This is a genomic window from Aeromonas aquatilis (assembly GCF_054052405.1).
The window spans coordinates 21,049-37,640 of the sequence record NZ_JBSTYP010000022.1 but is presented as its reverse complement, the minus strand read 5'-3'; the positions used below and the strand labels follow the sequence as shown (position 1 = coordinate 37,640).

The 16,592-nt window shown below is 58.9% G+C and carries 12 protein-coding genes; 6 read left to right on the top strand and 6 right to left on the bottom strand.

Translation table 11 applies throughout. The features are described 5' to 3' along the window. Positions 1 to 83 precede the first annotated feature (83 nt). Together yccS and ACW5W8_RS10670 are read left to right on the top strand one after the other, a co-directional pair. Positions 84 to 2,237, top strand: a complete 2,154-nt coding sequence (gene yccS / locus ACW5W8_RS10675) for a YccS family putative transporter (RefSeq protein WP_498627809.1) — start codon at positions 84 to 86, stop codon at positions 2,235 to 2,237. Positions 2,238 to 2,261: 24 nt separating this feature from the next. Beyond that, a complete protein-coding gene (locus ACW5W8_RS10670) occupies positions 2,262 to 2,612 on the top strand; it encodes a TusE/DsrC/DsvC family sulfur relay protein (protein ID WP_498627808.1) in 351 nt (116 codons plus the stop codon). A 111-nt stretch (positions 2,613 to 2,723) separates the two neighbouring features. Here the strand turns inward: ACW5W8_RS10670 and ACW5W8_RS10665 are convergent, their stop codons facing one another. Beyond that, positions 2,724 to 3,638, bottom strand: a complete 915-nt coding sequence (locus ACW5W8_RS10665) for a Gfo/Idh/MocA family protein (protein WP_498627807.1) — start codon at positions 3,636 to 3,638, stop codon at positions 2,724 to 2,726. Between the two features lie 128 nt (positions 3,639 to 3,766). Beyond that, positions 3,767 to 4,648, bottom strand: a complete 882-nt coding sequence (locus ACW5W8_RS10660) for a LysR family transcriptional regulator (RefSeq protein ID WP_498627805.1) — start codon at positions 4,646 to 4,648, stop codon at positions 3,767 to 3,769. Between the two features lie 105 nt (positions 4,649 to 4,753). On the opposite strand from ACW5W8_RS10660, the gene ACW5W8_RS10655 reads away from it, so the two are divergent. From ACW5W8_RS10655 to ACW5W8_RS10645, 3 genes are all read left to right on the top strand, one after another. Continuing rightward, a complete protein-coding gene (locus ACW5W8_RS10655) occupies positions 4,754 to 5,362 on the top strand; it encodes a short chain dehydrogenase (protein ID WP_498627804.1) in 609 nt (202 codons plus the stop codon). A 358-nt stretch (positions 5,363 to 5,720) separates the two neighbouring features. Then, positions 5,721 to 6,365 carry a hypothetical protein gene (locus ACW5W8_RS10650; protein WP_498627803.1) on the top strand — a complete coding sequence of 215 codons (645 nt, stop codon included), beginning with the start codon at positions 5,721 to 5,723 and terminating at the stop codon, positions 6,363 to 6,365. A gap of 49 nt (positions 6,366 to 6,414) precedes the next feature. Continuing rightward, a complete protein-coding gene (locus ACW5W8_RS10645) occupies positions 6,415 to 6,633 on the top strand; it encodes a DUF7661 family protein (RefSeq protein WP_498627802.1) in 219 nt (72 codons plus the stop codon). A 366-nt stretch (positions 6,634 to 6,999) separates the two neighbouring features. Here ACW5W8_RS10645 and ACW5W8_RS10640 read toward each other — a convergent pair whose 3' ends face one another. Further along, positions 7,000 to 7,950 carry a transposase gene (locus ACW5W8_RS10640; RefSeq protein ID WP_498627800.1) on the bottom strand — a complete coding sequence of 317 codons (951 nt, stop codon included), beginning with the start codon at positions 7,948 to 7,950 and terminating at the stop codon, positions 7,000 to 7,002. 455 nt (positions 7,951 to 8,405) lie between these two features. Between ACW5W8_RS10640 and ACW5W8_RS10635 the strand changes: the two genes are divergently transcribed. Continuing rightward, the gene (locus ACW5W8_RS10635) at positions 8,406 to 9,725 is read left to right on the top strand and encodes a hypothetical protein (protein ID WP_498627799.1); all 1,320 of its coding nucleotides are present in this window, start codon (positions 8,406 to 8,408) and stop codon (positions 9,723 to 9,725) included. Between the two features lie 78 nt (positions 9,726 to 9,803). Here the strand turns inward: ACW5W8_RS10635 and ACW5W8_RS10630 are convergent, their stop codons facing one another. The 3 genes from ACW5W8_RS10630 to ACW5W8_RS10620 all read right to left on the bottom strand — a co-directional run bounded on the left by ACW5W8_RS10630 (position 9,804) and on the right by ACW5W8_RS10620 (position 16,473). After that, complete coding sequence (locus tag ACW5W8_RS10630; protein ID WP_498627797.1) at positions 9,804 to 12,101, bottom strand: YgiQ family radical SAM protein; 2,298 nt, start codon at positions 12,099 to 12,101, stop codon at positions 9,804 to 9,806. Positions 12,102 to 12,295: 194 nt separating this feature from the next. Beyond that, a complete protein-coding gene (locus ACW5W8_RS10625) occupies positions 12,296 to 15,424 on the bottom strand; it encodes an efflux RND transporter permease subunit (RefSeq protein WP_498627795.1) in 3,129 nt (1,042 codons plus the stop codon). Next, complete coding sequence (locus ACW5W8_RS10620; protein WP_498627794.1) at positions 15,424 to 16,473, bottom strand: efflux RND transporter periplasmic adaptor subunit; 1,050 nt, start codon at positions 16,471 to 16,473, stop codon at positions 15,424 to 15,426. The genes ACW5W8_RS10625 and ACW5W8_RS10620 overlap by 1 nt, the downstream gene beginning before the upstream one ends. Positions 16,474 to 16,592: the final 119 nt, after the last annotated feature.

The following is a 16,592-nucleotide window of genomic DNA, read 5'->3' as shown; positions in this document are numbered from 1 at the left end:
CGGCCCTGATCCAAATCAGGGCCGTTTCTCCTTTGGCGGGGTAACATCCTGCCCTCGTTTCGTTCAAGGGTTGTTCCTGTTTCATGCCGATGGATCTCTCTGGCCTGCTGCGCCGACTGCTAAGCGATAGTCACATCTACTTCGCCCTCAAGGTGTTGCTGGCCATTCTCGGTCTGCTCGCCTTCACCCTGGCCACCGGCAATATCCAGCTCACCGTGCTGCTCTCCCTCGGGGTCGTGGCCGGTGCCATCGCCGAAACCGACGACAGCCTGTGGGGACGGCTTAAAAACCTCGCCATGACGCTCATCTGCTTCATGTTCGCGTCCCTGTGCGTGCAGTATCTCTACCCCACCCCCTGGCTGTTTGCCATCGGGCTGGCCAGCTCCACCTTTATCTTCGTGATGGTGGGGGCGCTCGGTGCCCGCTACGCCACCATCAGCTTCGGCTCGCTGCTGATCGCCATCTACACCATGCTGGGAGCCGCCAAGGCGCCAGATCTCTTCTACCAGCCGCTGGCGCTCGGCGCGGGTGCCCTCTGGTACGGGCTGGTCTCGTTTATCTGGCTCTGGCTGCTGCCCTACAAAACCCTGCACGAGCAGCTGGCCCAGAGCTACTTCGCCCTTGGTCGCTACCTGCTGGAAAAATCCCGCTTCTTCCCGGCGGACGAGCACGGCGCCCAGGCCATTCGCCACAATCTGGCCCAGCTCAATATCAATCTGGTGAGCGCGCTGATCCTCACCAAATCGGCCCTCAACGCTCGCCTGAGCCGCCGTCATCCGGCCAGCCCCGAGCTGGCCAGCCTGCTACACCTTTACCTGCTGGCGCTGGAAATTCACGAGCGCGCCACCTCCAGCCACTATCCCTATAGTCGGCTGGAAGCCGAGCTCAAGCAGGGCATCGTACTGGAAGGATTTCAGGAGGTGTTCCTGCAACTCTCCGAGGCGTGCCAGCGGCTCGGTTACGCCATTCTGGTGCACAAGCCCTACGCCCATAACAAGCGCATCCACTGGACGCTGGAGGCCCTTGGCGATCAGCTGGAGTTCACCAATCTCAAGCAGCACTACCCGAAAACCCTGCTGACGCCGATGAAGTTCCTGCGCCGCAATCTGGCCAGCATCAACCAGTTGCTGGGCAGCGCCGAAGTGCTGCAAAACCCCGAGCAGCCGGAGCAGGATCTGCCAGCGCTGGCGCGGCCGCCCCGCCTGCCGCTGCTGGCCCAGCTCAAGCAGCACCTCACCTTGCACTCCATGGTGTTTCGCCACGCGCTGCGCCTCTCCTTGGGGCTGGTGATTGGCTACGGCATACTGCAAGCCTTTGATCTGGAAAAGGGCTACTGGATTTTGCTGACCGTACTGTTTGTCTGCCAGCCCAGCTACAGCGCCACCCGCCGCCGACTGGTGCAGCGGATGTTTGGCACCTTCGTCGGGATCCTGGTGGGCATTCCGGTGCTCTGGCTGTTTCCCGAGCTGCACGTCCAGCTGGTGGTGATGGGGCTGGCCGCCTTCCTCTTCTTCACTCAGGTGCGCAACAACTACAGCGCCGCGGTCTGCTTTATCACCCTCTACGTGCTGATGGCGTTCAACCTGCTCGATGGCATCGGCTTTGCGATCCTCGGGCCGCGGCTGCTCGATACCCTGCTCGGCTGCCTGATCTCCTACGGGCTGGTGGCCTGGCTCTGGCCGGACTGGCAGTACAAGCGACTGCCGACCCTGATCGCCAACTCCCTGTCGGCCAACGCCCGCTACCTCTCGGCGGTGCTGGCGAGCCTCAAGCAGCAGCGGGACGAGTCCATCGACTATCGGGTGGCGCGCAAGAGCGCCCATCTGGCGGACAGCGAGCTGGCCACCGCCTGGCAGAGCATGCTGGTGGAGCCGCAAAAGCGCCGCCGCTTCCTCGATCTCTGCTTTACCCTCACCTGGCGCAACCACGCCCTGCTCTCCTACATCTCGGCGCTGGGGGCCCATCGCGACAAACTGGAGGCCATTAGCGGGCTGGATGAGGTACGCCACCACATCTGCCACACCCTGGAGCAGGCCGCCGGTCATCTGGCGGGTAACCCCTCCAGCTCCATCGGGGGTCAGTGCCCGGTGATAAGTCCGGATAGCAGCGAGGAGCAGCTGATGCTGACCCAGCAGCTCAACCTGATCAGCGAGCTGGCGGATCAGCTGCTGCATTTGGCCAACGAGAGTCGGTTGCTCACCGGGGATCAAGGCGCTACCATGCCCGCCCAATCCTGATAGCCCCATTAGCGAGGAGCCCCCATGTCTGCGTCCGAACAACATCAGCTGGAATTCAACGGCCAACTCATCGAGACCGATGCCAAGGGCTACCTGCTCAACAGCAACGACTGGAGCGAGGAGCTGGCGCTGGTGCTGGCGGCGCAGGAGGGGATCGAGCTGGAGGAGCCGCACTGGGAAGTGGTGCGCTTTGTACGCGCCTTCTATCTGGAGTTCAACACCTCCCCCGCCATCCGCGCGCTGGTCAAGGCGATGGAGAAGCAGTACGGCCCCGAGAAGGGTAACAGCCGCTACCTCTACAAGCTGTTCCCGGAAGGACCCGCCAAACAGGCGACCAAGATTGGTGGCCTGCCCAAGCCGGTGAAGTGCATCTGATCCCATGCATCTCATCCCATAACAACGGGGGCCGCAACTGCGGCCCCCGTTGTTTTTGGTGCGCTATCTTCGCACACCTCGTCTTCATATCCCTCAGGCTTCCAGCCAGCCTTATCCCCGCTTGTCAGCCAGCGCCACCAACTGCTCCGCCAGCCGATGACCGTGCAGGTAGGAGGCGATCAGCTCGCTATCTGCCTTGCCGATTGCAATCTGCTGATACCAGTGCTCCAGCATGGCGGCAAAGCCGCGCTGGGCCAGCACCGGCTGCCAGTCGTTGGGGCTAAGCATCTGCGCCTGCTTGTCGCGGGCGATGCTGCCGCGGGTGCAGTTCTCAAGGTGCAGGGAGAGATTGTCGCCATAGGCATCGATGCGCTCCTCGGTGATCCCGGCGCTGCGGTTCATGCTGCCGCTGATGGCGCGATCGCCGCTCTGCCAGCTGACGCTTACCCCGGCCAGCAGGCTGTTGTCCTTCGTATCCGGTCGCAATACCGCATGAAAGTCGCCGTCCGGCACGCCGCCATAGAAGCAGAGGCTGTCGAGCACATGGATAAAGTCGTCGAACAAAAAATCCCGCGCCTTGCCCGGCAGGGCGAAGCGGTGTTTTTGCCAGTTAAGCTCGGTGAGCGGCTGGGCCCGCGCAGCGTCCATGGCGGGCAGATAGCGGCGGTTAAAGCCGGTAAAGAGGGCGCAGTCTTGCGCGATGGCGAGATTGGCCAGCGCCTCGGCTTCGGCCAGATTGTCGCACAGGGGCTTGTCGACAAAGGTGGGGATCCCTGCGCGCAGGCACTGCTCGGCCAGCTCGCGATGAACGGCGGTCGCGGCGTGGATCATCACGGCGTCGGGGCGGCTGGCCAGCATGGCTGCCACATCGGTAAAGCACTCGGCGACCCGATACTGGCGGGCCAGCTTTTCCAGCACCGCCGGATTGCGGGTGCAGAGCAGCGGGGTGACCCGCTCATCGCTCGCCAGCAGCGGCAGATAGGCTTTTTGGGCGATATCCCCCAGACCAATCATGGCAATGCGCATCTCAACTCCTTTTCACTCGATAACGGGACAAGCGGATAACTGCCCGCACCATCGCAGGATTTCTCCCGCAGATCCAGCCTGCCGTTAGCGCACTGGCTGGCGTGTGCAGCTCTCGGCAAACGGCGGCGTTATCTCGGCATGGCAAGATCGCAGACCGACTTGATCACCTCGGCCAGCCACTCGATGGCGAGATTGCCCTGGCTTTTGCGGTGTCTGCCGACCACCACCTCGAACGGCTGGGGCGCCCCGGCCAGCTCCAGCACACGAAAATCGCCGAGGGTGGCGATGGCCGACGGAATGCAGGCCGCCACGTCATTGACCGACATAAAGGCTTGCAGCGAGGTGTAACAGGGGAGCGTCGCCACCGCCGCGCTGGCGACCTGCTGCGGGTTCATCTGCCCTTCGAAATTGCCGACGCTGTTGGCGAACTGCACAAAGGGGATGGCCGCCATATCCTGCGGGGCGTTGTCCGGAAGATAACGGGAGTCGCGGCGCAGCACGCAGCAGTAGTGATCCCGGCGCAGGGTGGCGCGCAGCAACCCCGGGTCGAGATAGGCATCAAAACCAATCACCAGATCGACCTCGCCGCTGGCCAGCGCCTCCAGATGCTGCTCGGCCTGAAAGTCCACCACATCGAGCCGGATGGAGGGCGCCTGACTGCGCAGGGCGCTTGCCAGCCTTGGAATAATGGCAAGCTGGGGATATTCGTTGGCCATCACCCTGAAGGTGCGCTGGCTGCTGGCGGGATCGAAGGGGGCGGCCACAAAGACCCCGTCGATATCGGCCAGGATCTGCTCAAACTTGTCAGCCAGCTCGCAGGCGTAATCGGTCGGCTGCAACCCGGCGCTCTGGCGGATAAACAGCTCGGCGGGAAAGAGGTCGCGCAGCTTTTTCAAATGGCTGCTCACCCCCTGCTGGGAGATCTCCAGCAGCTCGGCCACCCGCGACACACTCTTGTATCTCGCCAGCAGCACCAGCACCCGCATCTGCCTGATATCGATCTTCTCCACCCTCACCTCACCAATTTAAGTTGTATCACATACAAGTCACCCATGATTTACATTGTATCAGTGGCTCTCTAACCTTGCAGCTCTTCCAGCAAAGCGAGGTTAACGATGAAAACTGTCATTCTGATTGGTGCTCAGGGGAAAATGGGGCAAGCCGCCCTCAGTGGTCTGGGCAAGCACAAGGTCATTACCGCCAGCCGCTCCGGCGAGGGGTGTGATTTTCAGGTGGATATCACCAGCCGAGAGTCTATCGAGCGGCTCTACCAAAACGTGGGATCCTTCGATGCGGTGGTCAATACCGCAGGATTTTGCGAATACGCCCCCTTTGGCGAGATGAGCGACGAGCAGTGGCAAACCACCATCCAGAGCAAGCTGATGGGCCAGATCAATCTGGTCAATGTCGGCCTCAACTACATCAATCAGGGGGGCTCCTTCACCCTGATCTCCGGCATCCTCAATATCAAGCCAATCCCGCTGGCCATTGCCGATGCCACCACCAGCGGCGCCATCGATACCTTTGTCCAGTGCGTGGCCCACGAGCTGCCCCGCGGCATCCGCATCAATGTGGTCAACCCGACCGTGCTGGAAGAGGCGTGGGACATATATGGCGAGATGATGCCGGGCTTCCAGCCGGTGCCAGGCGCCCTGGTTGGCAAGGCGTTTGAGCGCTCCGTCGATGGCTTTATTAGCGGTCAGGTGCTCTATGTCGATGCCTGATCCGGTTCAGACCTGATCCCAATGCCTTTGTAATTCCTTGTCGATGTTTTTCCTCTTCCCCGAAAGCGCAAGCTCTCGGGGCTTTTTGTATAGCGGAGCCAGAACAACGACAGATTGTGATTTTATTCGACGGCGGCACACAGATTTATGTCATCCGGGTCACTGTCAGAGTGGCCTCGTTTGGCTTACTATGGCGCTCTTCTCCCTGCTGCCGTGCAAAGGGCTGTTGCAGGCTATTTGCCGGAATGGATTACCGCTGATCGACCCCCTGTTTGGTTGCTGCCGTTTATTGGCGGCGGCCATGATGGCCTGTGCGCTATCGGCACTTATAAAACGCGTTATTTATGGATGTATAACGATGAAAGCATCAATTGCAGTCAGGGCCCTGTCGCCCTATATATTCGTCATTTTGTCAGTTGGGCTGATATCCAGCGGATACAATGCGCTGCCGATCTATTGCGGCCTCGCCGTGGTGCTCTATCCGGTGCTGGTTGCCATTCTGGCCAACGACTGGGAAAAAGCGGGGCTGGTCTATCGCGAATCAACTCAGGTCGAGGTGGATGTCAATGTGCGCGGGATCCTTATCACGGAGCAGAGACGGCATCTGGAAAACCTCTATTTTGTCTCGCCGGAAGTGATGCAGGCCAAGCTCACCCGCCTCGCCCGCCTCAAACTGCTGCTTTGCGGCACCATGTTTGCCGTGTCGCTCTATGAACTCGCCCTGCAAGCCGAGGCTCAATTTGCCCTGCCCGCCGTCAATCTGCTGGATATCAATCTGCTGGATATATCCGGCCTGATGATCGGCCTTGGCGCCGTGCTGTTTCTCGGCCACTGCGCGAGAAAAAGCCTCTCCCTCTATGAAGCCTGTCGCCATAAAAACTATCTGGTGCACTCTTATGATGAGCCCGGTGCCCAGCTCTATAGCGCCACCATTGCGCTCAAGGGGGATAACCTGCAGCTGCGCCATATCCGGGTGTTCGATGCCATCTTGGCGTGGTATTGAAAGGGGCTAACAGAGCGCGGCAAGGCAACAGCATGAGAAGGGGCACAGCATGATGATATTCAGCGTCTTTGGCCGACTGGTTGGCGTAAAACGGGAGGGAGATCAGTGGCTGCTGTTTAACGTCAGCCTGCCCGAGCGCAAATACTCGCGTATCCGCGACGTGATTATTCCCGACTTTCTGACCGAGGATGAGATCCCGCGCTGGCTTGACGATATCTATCACGAAGCCGCCAGCACCGCCCATCCCGATGTGGTTCGTATCGAGTAACTCGCCCGCTTGCTGCCTTGTAGGCCATACCATGGTTCAGGTCGGCAGGCCTGCTTGTCCCTGCCCGCTCCTGTTGCCCTGCCCGCTCCGCCCCTTGATTGTTCCACCAGCGCAACAGCTGATCGCTTCTGCGTTGCACCAGTAAAAAATTCTCAAATTGGAATTCTCAAATTGGGACACTCACCTTTTGGAGCAAGCCACTATCGCGCAGTTGCAGGCACCATAAGGGTGCATGCATCCGAACTGATGCCTGCAAAGTCGGCTGGTGAGAGAGATTTTCAGGTTTAGAAAGCAGCAACCCCTGCACAGCCATTCACTGAACTGTGTGCATTATCCAGAACTATCGGCAGGGTGGACGCGACGCAATCAAAGCCGTGGTTGATGGCATCGCCGCTGGCCACAGTGGTGGGCAAACTGCTGGCATTGATCTCTGTCTCCCACAACTCGAATCCCTTGTCGCCTGAACAGCGTCACCTGTTTCAACCAGCGAACACCATCAAGTCCCAATCGTTCCAGAATGGGTCCAAGTTGGGCCGGAATATGACCCCGCTTGTCGGGCCGAATAGCACGGCCAGTCCAATCAACCAGCATCAGGTAGTCGGTGAAGGCATAGGGCAACTCTTCAGGCTCCCCCTGGCTGGCAAACGGCAGCAACAGTGGTGGCAAAACCTCATTAGTAGCAGGCTCGTCAAGGCGCTGTTTGATACTGGTGTAGTCACTCTGCTCTGGCCGATCGGTCAACGCGGCTCGTATCGGATTGAGGTCAACATACGCCATACAGGCCAACAAGGCTGATTCGGTGAGCAACGCCTGACTCTTGAAGCGGCCCTCCCAGAAATGGCCCTTGCAACCATCTTCCTGATTGGCCTGACGGGCCAGATTTTCATTAAGTAGCCGAATAAACCAGCTGATGGAGTGAAGCCGCTCCCGCCATTGGGCCAGCAATTGCTGCACGACAGCCAGTTCAGGCTCGATCAACATCTCCCCTTGATACCAACGCCTGACCAACAGCGGCCACTGGAAAAGCGCCGCCCAGCGCTCAGCCACTTCCCGCTCACTCCAGTTGGCTGCGGTATCGGGCTCCACCTTGAGCACCAGATGATAGTGATTGCTCATCACCGCATAGGCACAAATGCCGATCGCAAACAGCCGCGATTGTTGCCCCAACTTGTCGACCACCCACTGACGCCGATGCTCGTAACTCTGGCCAGAATGGGCATCGTCACCACACAGAAAGGCTCGCCGCACACATCGGCTGACCACGTGGTAGTAAGGCGTATCCTGCAAACTGATTTGACGTGAACGGGCAATGGTCATGGCGCATCCCTCAACGGTGACCTCTCAAGTCAAGACCAGCACTACGCCACTGTCAAAAAGGTGGGTGTCCCAGATTTTCCGGCGCCCGATCACTGTCCGGTTGACGGCAAGGTCGCAGAAAATGAAGAGTTTGATAGAGGTCAAAAAACGAGACGTTTCTGATAGTTACATCTCTTTAAGGCTCGCCCAGGTAGTTTCATTTGGCTTACCATGGCCATTCAGAACCTGTTGAACTGCGATGGGTTGCTGCCAGCGCGGGTCAAGGGAGCATATTGGAAGCTGTAATCCACGGGCGGTAGCGTGGAAATTGGTTGTGATAGGCCTCACACAGAATGATGGGTGTCCCATATTTCTTTTCCCAGATTTCCTCCAGATTTCCCAGATTTCCCAGATTTCCCAGATTTCCCAGATTTCCCAGATTTCCCAGATTTCCTTCTACATCTAAAAGGTGAAACATGAAAGCTTTTTTATTACCGCCGCATGATAATCATTCAGGTAATTTATTGTGGAGTCCATTTCAAAGCGAAAAACGTACAACTGAAATACACGCATCTCTGAATAAAATTGTTAATATGGATTACTGGGCTAGTCCATTCCCTGAAGGTGATGGGATTACTTTTAAACCTAACACAAAAAAAACAGAAGATGAGATTACTTCGGATTTTAAAGAATGCTTCAGTTGGTTGGATATTGTAAAAACTTCGCATAAAGTAGCCATTGAACAGTTGGCATTAATCGATGCTGAAATTTTCATTGATTGTATTGTTACAGTTCCTCTGCAACAAATAAGAATAGAAACATCATGTGAAATTGCAGATAATTATAAGTATCTTGCTAATGAAATAAATGACACTATAATAGTCCCTCGTGTTGCCGACTTTAATTCTGAACAAATTGAATTTAATTTAAATATTAAATATGGAGATTTACTTAAACTTAACAATAGCAGCTTGGAACATGATAACTATGTGATTAATCTTTGTTTGGACCAAGCAGAGAGAGGAATGGACTTAATAAGGCTGAGGTACTCATCCTTTGACAGGCCTGAATTTACGCCTAATCCAGCGGGTCAGTTAGAAAGCGGGTTTTATGAAGTTCAAATAACACCAAATACATCTAAAAGGATTCCAATCAAACCTAAAGTCTATGGTGGGCTATCCAAGCCTTTATCTGCCTCTAATAATTGGTTAGGGCCTGAGATTTCCGATCAATTCAGTCTCAATGATTATAAACTTTCTGAAATCTTGCTTGGAAATAAAGTTCATGAATTAGGTCGTTTATTAATTGGCTCGCTGAGAAATTGTCGCCAAGCATTTTATACCATTGGCGATGAATCAAAGTTTCTATCTTTAATTTTCTCAATAGATGGTTTAGGATCCCCTGATCAAGATTGGCGAGGGTGGAAGCATAGGACATATATTGCGGCTTTAGCTAGCAGTGCCGACCCCGCAAAATTTAGCGATACATTAGAGACTTTCGATTATTTGTACACCGATATTAGAAATGAGTTAGTTCATAATGGCAAAAGCTTCTACGAATTAGGTGTAGATAATGGCAATAGTTCTTGCGAGAAGCTTTGGACTATATACAAAGATATTGTAAGTCTTATTTTAAATAACGATTTGACAACAATTCACGAGCTTCATCAGTACGCAGAGAGCACTCTTAAACAACCATCATTTATAAATTACATCACGACAGTAGTTAATAAAGTGGATGGTGCAAGAGTAACTAAATCAGGTGTGCCTAAGAGAATCATACTTCCAAAGTGGTAATGTACTGGCTATGTTCATATCAAAAAGGCGACCATCCGGTCGCCTTTTTATTTGTTATCACCTTCCAGTCAGGAAATATTACCGCGCCGGTCGCTTGGCACCATTGCCTTTAGCCGCAGGCTTGCCGCCCTGAGTAGCGGGTTTGGCAGAGCCGGCACGGGTCGGCGCCTTGCCCTTATGGGCAGGTTTGCTTTTACCCGCATTCTGGCCCGCATTCTTGCCTTCGCCCTGTGCGGCCGGCTTGCCGCCCGCCCCCTTGTTGCCAGCCCCATTACCGCGCTGGTGACTGATGTTGCTATGGCGAGTCAGGGCCGGTTTCATCCCCTTGCCGCTGGCGGCGCGCTCGTTGCGACCTTCCGGCGGCACCAGACACCCCGGGCCATTGCCAATCAGGTGGCCCTTGCCCATGGCGAGCAGGGCTTCGCGGATCATCGGCCAGCCAGCGGGGTCGTGGTAGCGCAGCAGCGCCTTGTGCAGGCGGCGACGGCGCTCGCCCTTGGCGACAAACACATCGCCACCGGTGCGGCTCAACTTGTTTAACGGGTTTTTCTCCGTGTAATACATGGTGGTGGCGTTGGCGAGCGGCGACGGGTAGAAGTTCTGCACCTGATCGAGCTTGAAGCGGTTCTCTTTGACCCAGAGCGCCAGATTGATCATGTCTTCATCGGTAGTGCCCGGGTGGGCGGAGATAAAGTAGGGGATCAGGTACTGCTGCTTGCCCGCCTCTTTGGAGTATTTGTCGAACAGCTCCTTGAACTGGTAGTAGCTGCCCATGCCCGGCTTCATCATCTTGGAGAGCGGCCCCTCCTCGGTGTGTTCCGGCGCGATCTTGAGGTAACCGCCGACGTGGTACTTGGCCAGCTCCTTGATATAGCGGGGATCTTCCACCGCGATGTCGTAACGCACACCGGAGGCGATCAGGATCTTCTTGATCCCCTTGAGATCGCGTGCCTTGCGATAGAGGTTGATGGTCGGGCTGTGGTCGGTGTCCATGTGCGGGCAGATGGTGGGCCAGACACAGGAGGCGCGACGGCAGGTCTGCTCGGCCTTGGGGCTCTTGCAGCGCAGCTTGTACATGTTGGCAGTGGGGCCGCCGAGATCCGAGATGACGCCGGTAAAGCCCGGCACCTTGTCGCGGATATCTTCGATTTCCTTGAGGATCGACTCTTCCGAGCGGCTTTGGATGATGCGCCCTTCGTGCTCGGTGATGGAGCAGAAGGAGCAGCCGCCAAAGCAGCCGCGCATGATGTTGACCGAGGTCTTGATCATCTCGAAGGCGGGGATCTTCTCGTTGCCATAGGCCGGGTGCGGCACCCGCTGGTAGGGCAGGCCGAATACGCCGTCCATCTCCTCGGTTTCCAGCGGGAAGGCGGGCGGGTTGACCCAGACGATGCGATCGCCGTGGGCCTGCGACAGAGCGCGGGCACAGCCGGGGTTGGTCTCGTGGTGCAGAATGCGCGAGGCGTGGGCGTAGAGCACCTTGTCCTCTTTGACCCGCTCATAGGCGGGCAGCTTCACGTAGGTCAGCTCCCACGGCTTGGGCTTGGCCGGCTGCACCAGCACGGGTTTGGCCTCTTGCGCGGCAGGGGCCGCTTCGATCGCATCATCCGAGCATGGGGCCCCTTCCATATAGGGGTTCATGATGGGATCGATGCGGCCAATCTGGTCGAGCTTGCTCGAATCCACCCCTTTCCAGCCCGGCAGCGGCTCCTTGCGGATGACGGCGGTGCCGCGAATATCCTGCATGGTCTCGATGGTCTCCCCCGCTGCGATGCGGTGGGCCACTTCGATCAGCGGCCGCTCGGCGTTGCCGTAGATGAGGATATCGGCCTTGGCATCAAGCAGGATGGAGCGGCGGATGGTCTCGGACCAGTAGTCGTAGTGGGCGATGCGGCGCAGGGATGCCTCGATGCCGCCGATAACCACCGGCACCTCTTTGAAGGCCTCCTTGCAGCGCTGGGTATAGACCAGGGTGGCGCGATCCGGCCGCTTGCCGCCCACATCCCCCGGGGTGTAGGCGTCATCGTGGCGCAGCTTTTTGTCGGAGGTGTAGCGGTTGATCATGGAGTCCATGTTGCCCGCGGTCACCCCGAAGAAGAGGTTCGGTTTGCCCAGACGCATAAAGTCATCCTTCGATGACCAGTCCGGCTGGGCGATGATGCCGACCCGAAAGCCCTGCGCCTCCAGCATGCGGCCGATGACCGCCATGCCGAAGCTCGGGTGATCCACGTAGGCATCCCCCGTCACCAGAATGACGTCGCAGCTGTCCCAACCGAGCTTGTCCATCTCTTTGCGGGACATGGGCAGGAAGGGCGCCGTGCCGTAGCACTCGGCCCAATAGCGGGGATAGGAGAAAAGGTTGGTAACCGGCTGCATTTTAACCACCTGGAACAATTCGGGTCGCGCATTATACCGATTGCGGTCAAGGGGGGCGATGGCTTTTTGCCCCCAGAATTCGCGCGGGATAAGGGCTTGTTCCTCAATTCAGCTAGCCACTCTGCCTGCAATCGGCCAAAAACAAGGGCGCCCGCAGGCGCCCTTGTTGGCAACGCTCACCCTGACGGCGGCTGTCAGTGGGCCGGGGTCTGTTCGTCCCCCTCCCCTTTGGCGGTCAATTTGGCGGCCAGCGCCTCATCTACCTGCTGATCCCGCTGCCCGGTCATGCCAGCGTGGCGGGCGATCAGGTGGTAGGTGGCGGGCACCACCAGCAGGGTAACCAGGGTCGCCAATGAGAGGCCAAAGAAGACCACGGTACCCACCGCCATCCGGCTCTCGTAGCCCGCCCCCATGGAGAGCATCAGCGGCACCGCGCCGATAATGGCGGTGAGCGAGGTCATCAGGATCGGGCGCAGACGGCGCACCGAGCCTGCGATGATCGCCTCTTCGAACCCTTCGCCGCGCTGGCGCAGTTGGTTGATGAACTCGACGATCAGGATGCCGTTCTTGGTCACCATGCCGATCAGCATGATCATCCCGATCTGACTGTAGATGCTCATCTCCTGCCCCGTCAGCCAGAGGCCGAGCAGGCCGCCGAAGATGCCGAGCGGCACCGTCATCATCACCACGGTCGGGGTGAGGGTGCTCTCGAACTGGGCCACCAGCACCAGATAGACCACCAGCAGGGCGAGGCCGAAGACCATCGCCATCTCCCCCTGATTGTCGCGGTAATCCTTGGAGTCACCGGCGTAATCGACCGTCATGCCGCTCGGCAGATGCTCGTTGGCCCAGCCATCGAGGAAATCGAGCGCCTCGCCCAGGGTGTGATCCGGTGCCACGTCGGCGGTCAGGGTCACCGCCTTCTGGCGCTGGTAGTGGTTGAGGCGGTTGGCGGTCGCCACCTGCTTGACCGTCGCCAGCGTCGAGAGGCTCACCATCTCGCCGTTGGCCGCCTTCAGGTAGATGCGGCCGAGATCGGAGATGCCGTTGAACTCCTTCTGGTTGGCGCGCAGGTAGACGTCATACTCCTCGCCCCTGTCCACATAGGTGGTCTTGCTCACCCCGCCCAGCATCGCCTGCAGGGTGCTGGCGACGGTGGAGACCGGAATGCCGAGCTGGCTGGCGCTGTCGCGATTGATGGTCACCTGCAGTTCGGGGGTCTTCTCGGCATAGTCGAGATCCGGGCTCAGCATCAGGCCGCTGCCCTGCGCCGCCTGTTGCAGCGCCAACCCTTGCTGGTAGAGCTCGGCATAGTCGTTGCCCTGCAGCACGAACTGCACCGGTGCGGTGGAGCCACCGCGGAAGCCGGGTTGGAAGGTGCGGATCATCACATCGGGAATGCCGGAGAGCTTGGCACCCAGCGAGCGGGAGAACTCGGTGGCAGTGACGTCGCGCTCGGCCCAGTCGGTGAGCTGGATGATCACCATACCGGTCTGATCGCCACCACGGCCAAAGGCGGGAGTGCTGAAGCTCAGCGCCTGCACCACCCCTTTGCCGAGCATCGGCATGATGGCGGACTCCACCTGCTGCATGTTGCGCTTCATCCGCTCGATGCTGGTCCCCTCTGCCCCCTTGACGAAGACATAGATGACGCCGCGATCCTCGGTCGGGGTAAGGCTGGTCGGCAGCTGGGCAAAGAGGGCACCGATACCGCCCAGACAGAGCAGCAGCACCAGCGGCGTCCAGCGGGAGCGACGCAGCACCCACGCCAGCAGGTGGCGATAGTGCCCCTCCAGCCAGCCGAGCCCGCGATCGAGCCCGGCGGTGAGCCGGTTCGGCCGATCGAGCGGGCGCATCAGCCAGGAGCCCATGGCCGGGGTGAGGGTCAGCGCCACCAGCGAGGAGCAGAGCACCGCCAAGGAGAGCAATATCGCAAACTCGGTAAAGAGCCGCCCCACCATGCCATCCATAAAGGCGATGGGGACAAACACCATCACCAGCACGGCGGTGGTGGCGATGACCGCAAAGCCCACTTCGCGGGTGCCGTGCCAGGCGGCCAGCAGGGGCGGTTCACCCCGCTGCAGATGGTGGTGGATGTTCTCCACCACCACGATGGCGTCATCCACCACCAGGCCGATGGCGAGAATAAGGGCCAGCAGGGTGATGAGGTTGATGGAAAAGCCGAAATACCAGGCGCCGATAAAGGCTGATATCAGCGATACCGGCACCGTGATGGCCGGAATAAGCGTGGTGCGCCCCTGCCCGAGGAACAGATAGAGCACCGCCACCACCAGCACGGCGCAGATGGCCAGGGTCTCGTACACCTCGTCGATGGCCTGCTTGATAAAGATGGTGGAGTCGTAATCCACCTCGAGCTTGGCCCCCTCAGGCAGGAAGCGCTGCATCTCGCCGAGTTTCTTCTCGATCCCCTGCGCTACCGCCAGCGGGTTGGCGGTGGACTGGGCAACGATACCGATACCCAGACTCTCTTTGCCGTTGCGCTGATAGGCGCTGTCTTCGTTCTTGGCTCCCACCTCCACATCGGCGATATCGGCCAGATAGACGCTCTGGCCGTTGGCGGCGGTGGTGACTTGCAGTTGCTGGAAATCTTCCGCTGTGTGATAGAGACGGGCGATCTGCACCGCCATGGTCATGGAGTTGTTGCGGATCTCGCCCCCCGGCAGCTCGATGCTCTCCCGCTTGAGGGCCTCTTCCACATCGCTCACCGTGATGCCACGGGCGGCCATGTCGGCAGGGCGCAGCCGCACATACATCACCTGGGTGAGATCGCCGGAGAGCGCCACTTCGCTCACGCCGTCCACCAGACTCAGGGGGTCGACCAACACGCGGTTGGCGTAGTCGGTCATGGCGGTGCGATCCATCTGGCTGCTGCTGAAGTTGAGCCAGATCGCCACATCGCCGTTGCCACTATCCTTGGTCACCAGCGGCTCGTCCACATCATCGGGCAGCCGGGGCCGCGCGCGGGAGAGGGCATCGCGCACATCGGAGATCCCCTCCACCATGTTCCAGCCGAGCTTGAACTCGACGGTGATCATCGAGCGCCCCTTGCGGGTCATGGAGTTGATGTTCTTGATGCCGCTGATGCCGGAGAGCTGATCCTCGATGGGCTTGGTGACCTGACTTTCCATCACCGAGGGGGCCGCCCCCTCATAGGTGGTGGTGATGGAGACCGAGGGGATCTGCACATCGGGCATCTCCCGCACCGTCAATTTGCTGAAGGCGACCAGACCAAACACGGTGAGCAGGGCGCTGAGCACCACCGCCACCAGCGGGCGGCGAACTGAGATATCGGAGAGCCACATCAGCCGTTCACCTCGGCCAGATCACGCACCTGCACCCCATCACGCAGATTGACCAGCCCCTCGACCACGATACGATCGCCGACCTTCAGCCCCTCGGTGACCCAGACGGTCTCCCCCTCGGTCTCGCCAAGCACCACCGGCACCCGCTTGACCCGGCCATCGGCCTCGAGACGGTAAACAAAGCGCTGCTCACCGGCATACTCCACCGACTGGGCGGGGATCAGGGTGAGCTGCTGGGCAGGCAGCGCCAGCTCCACATTGAGCAGCATGCCCGGGCGCAACTGGCCGTTGCCATTGGGGATCATCACCCGCGCCTTGATGTTCTGGGTATCGTTGGAAATGCGGCTGTCGAGGGTGGTCAGGGTGCCGTTGAATTGCTGATCCGGCCAGGCAGTACTGGTGGCGGTGACCGCCATGCCCGGTCGCAGCAGGGAGAGGTAACGCTCCGGCACCGCCAGATCGAGGCGCAGTTTGTCCAGTTCATCCAGATGCAGCAGGGTGTCGCCGCTGTTGACCAGCGCCCCTTCGCTCAAGTCAATCAGGCTCACGGTACCGGCAAAGGGCGCCTGCAAGTTACGCAGGGAGAGCTCGTAGCGGGCGGCATCGACCCGCGCTTGCACCTGATCGACGGTGGCCTCCTGCCCCTCCAGCTCGGATTGGGTCACGGCGCCACGGGCCACCAGCTTGCGCATATCCCCCAGCTTGCGGTTCTCGTCGCGCAGACTGGCGCTCTGCTCGGCCAGCTCCGCCTGCTGCTTGCCCGCATCGAGCGCGATAAGGGTCTCCCCCTTCGCCACGCTCTGACCAGATTGCACCGCAATCTTGACGATGCGGCCGGTCACTTCGGGGCTGATGATAACGGAACGATTGGCCGCCAGCTTGCCCACCAGCTTGAGGGTCGGCTCGGCCAGACTCTGTTTGACGGTTTGAGTGCGGATATTGACCTGTCTGGTCGGTGCTTTGGCGGCGGGTTCGCTGTAACGCAGCGCCCAAACGCCGGCAACCACGATTAGAAGAAGGCCCAAGCCGAGCCAGATACGCATTTTCATCGAACAGTCCATGAAGAGTGAGAGAGTAAATCCAGATTGGGGCCATTTTAGCCCCAGACTATGCCGTGACTATGTATAAATGTGACAAAACGTAACAAGAGCGGGATAAGCTCACTCTG

Coding starts and splice junctions, on each gene's coding strand:
- yccS (WP_498627809.1), top strand. CDS start 84: ATGCCGATGGATCTCTCTGGCCTGCTGCGCCGACTGCTAAGCGATAGT.
- ACW5W8_RS10670 (WP_498627808.1), top strand. CDS start 2,262: ATGTCTGCGTCCGAACAACATCAGCTGGAATTCAACGGCCAACTCATC.
- ACW5W8_RS10665 (WP_498627807.1), bottom strand. CDS start 3,638: ATGCGCATTGCCATGATTGGTCTGGGGGATATCGCCCAAAAAGCCTAT.
- ACW5W8_RS10655 (WP_498627804.1), top strand. CDS start 4,754: ATGAAAACTGTCATTCTGATTGGTGCTCAGGGGAAAATGGGGCAAGCC.
- ACW5W8_RS10650 (WP_498627803.1), top strand. CDS start 5,721: ATGAAAGCATCAATTGCAGTCAGGGCCCTGTCGCCCTATATATTCGTC.
- ACW5W8_RS10645 (WP_498627802.1), top strand. CDS start 6,415: ATGATGATATTCAGCGTCTTTGGCCGACTGGTTGGCGTAAAACGGGAG.
- ACW5W8_RS10640 (WP_498627800.1), bottom strand. CDS start 7,950: ATGACCATTGCCCGTTCACGTCAAATCAGTTTGCAGGATACGCCTTAC.
- ACW5W8_RS10635 (WP_498627799.1), top strand. CDS start 8,406: ATGAAAGCTTTTTTATTACCGCCGCATGATAATCATTCAGGTAATTTA.
- ACW5W8_RS10630 (WP_498627797.1), bottom strand. CDS start 12,101: ATGCAGCCGGTTACCAACCTTTTCTCCTATCCCCGCTATTGGGCCGAG.
- ACW5W8_RS10625 (WP_498627795.1), bottom strand. CDS start 15,424: ATGTGGCTCTCCGATATCTCAGTTCGCCGCCCGCTGGTGGCGGTGGTG.
- ACW5W8_RS10620 (WP_498627794.1), bottom strand. CDS start 16,473: ATGAAAATGCGTATCTGGCTCGGCTTGGGCCTTCTTCTAATCGTGGTT.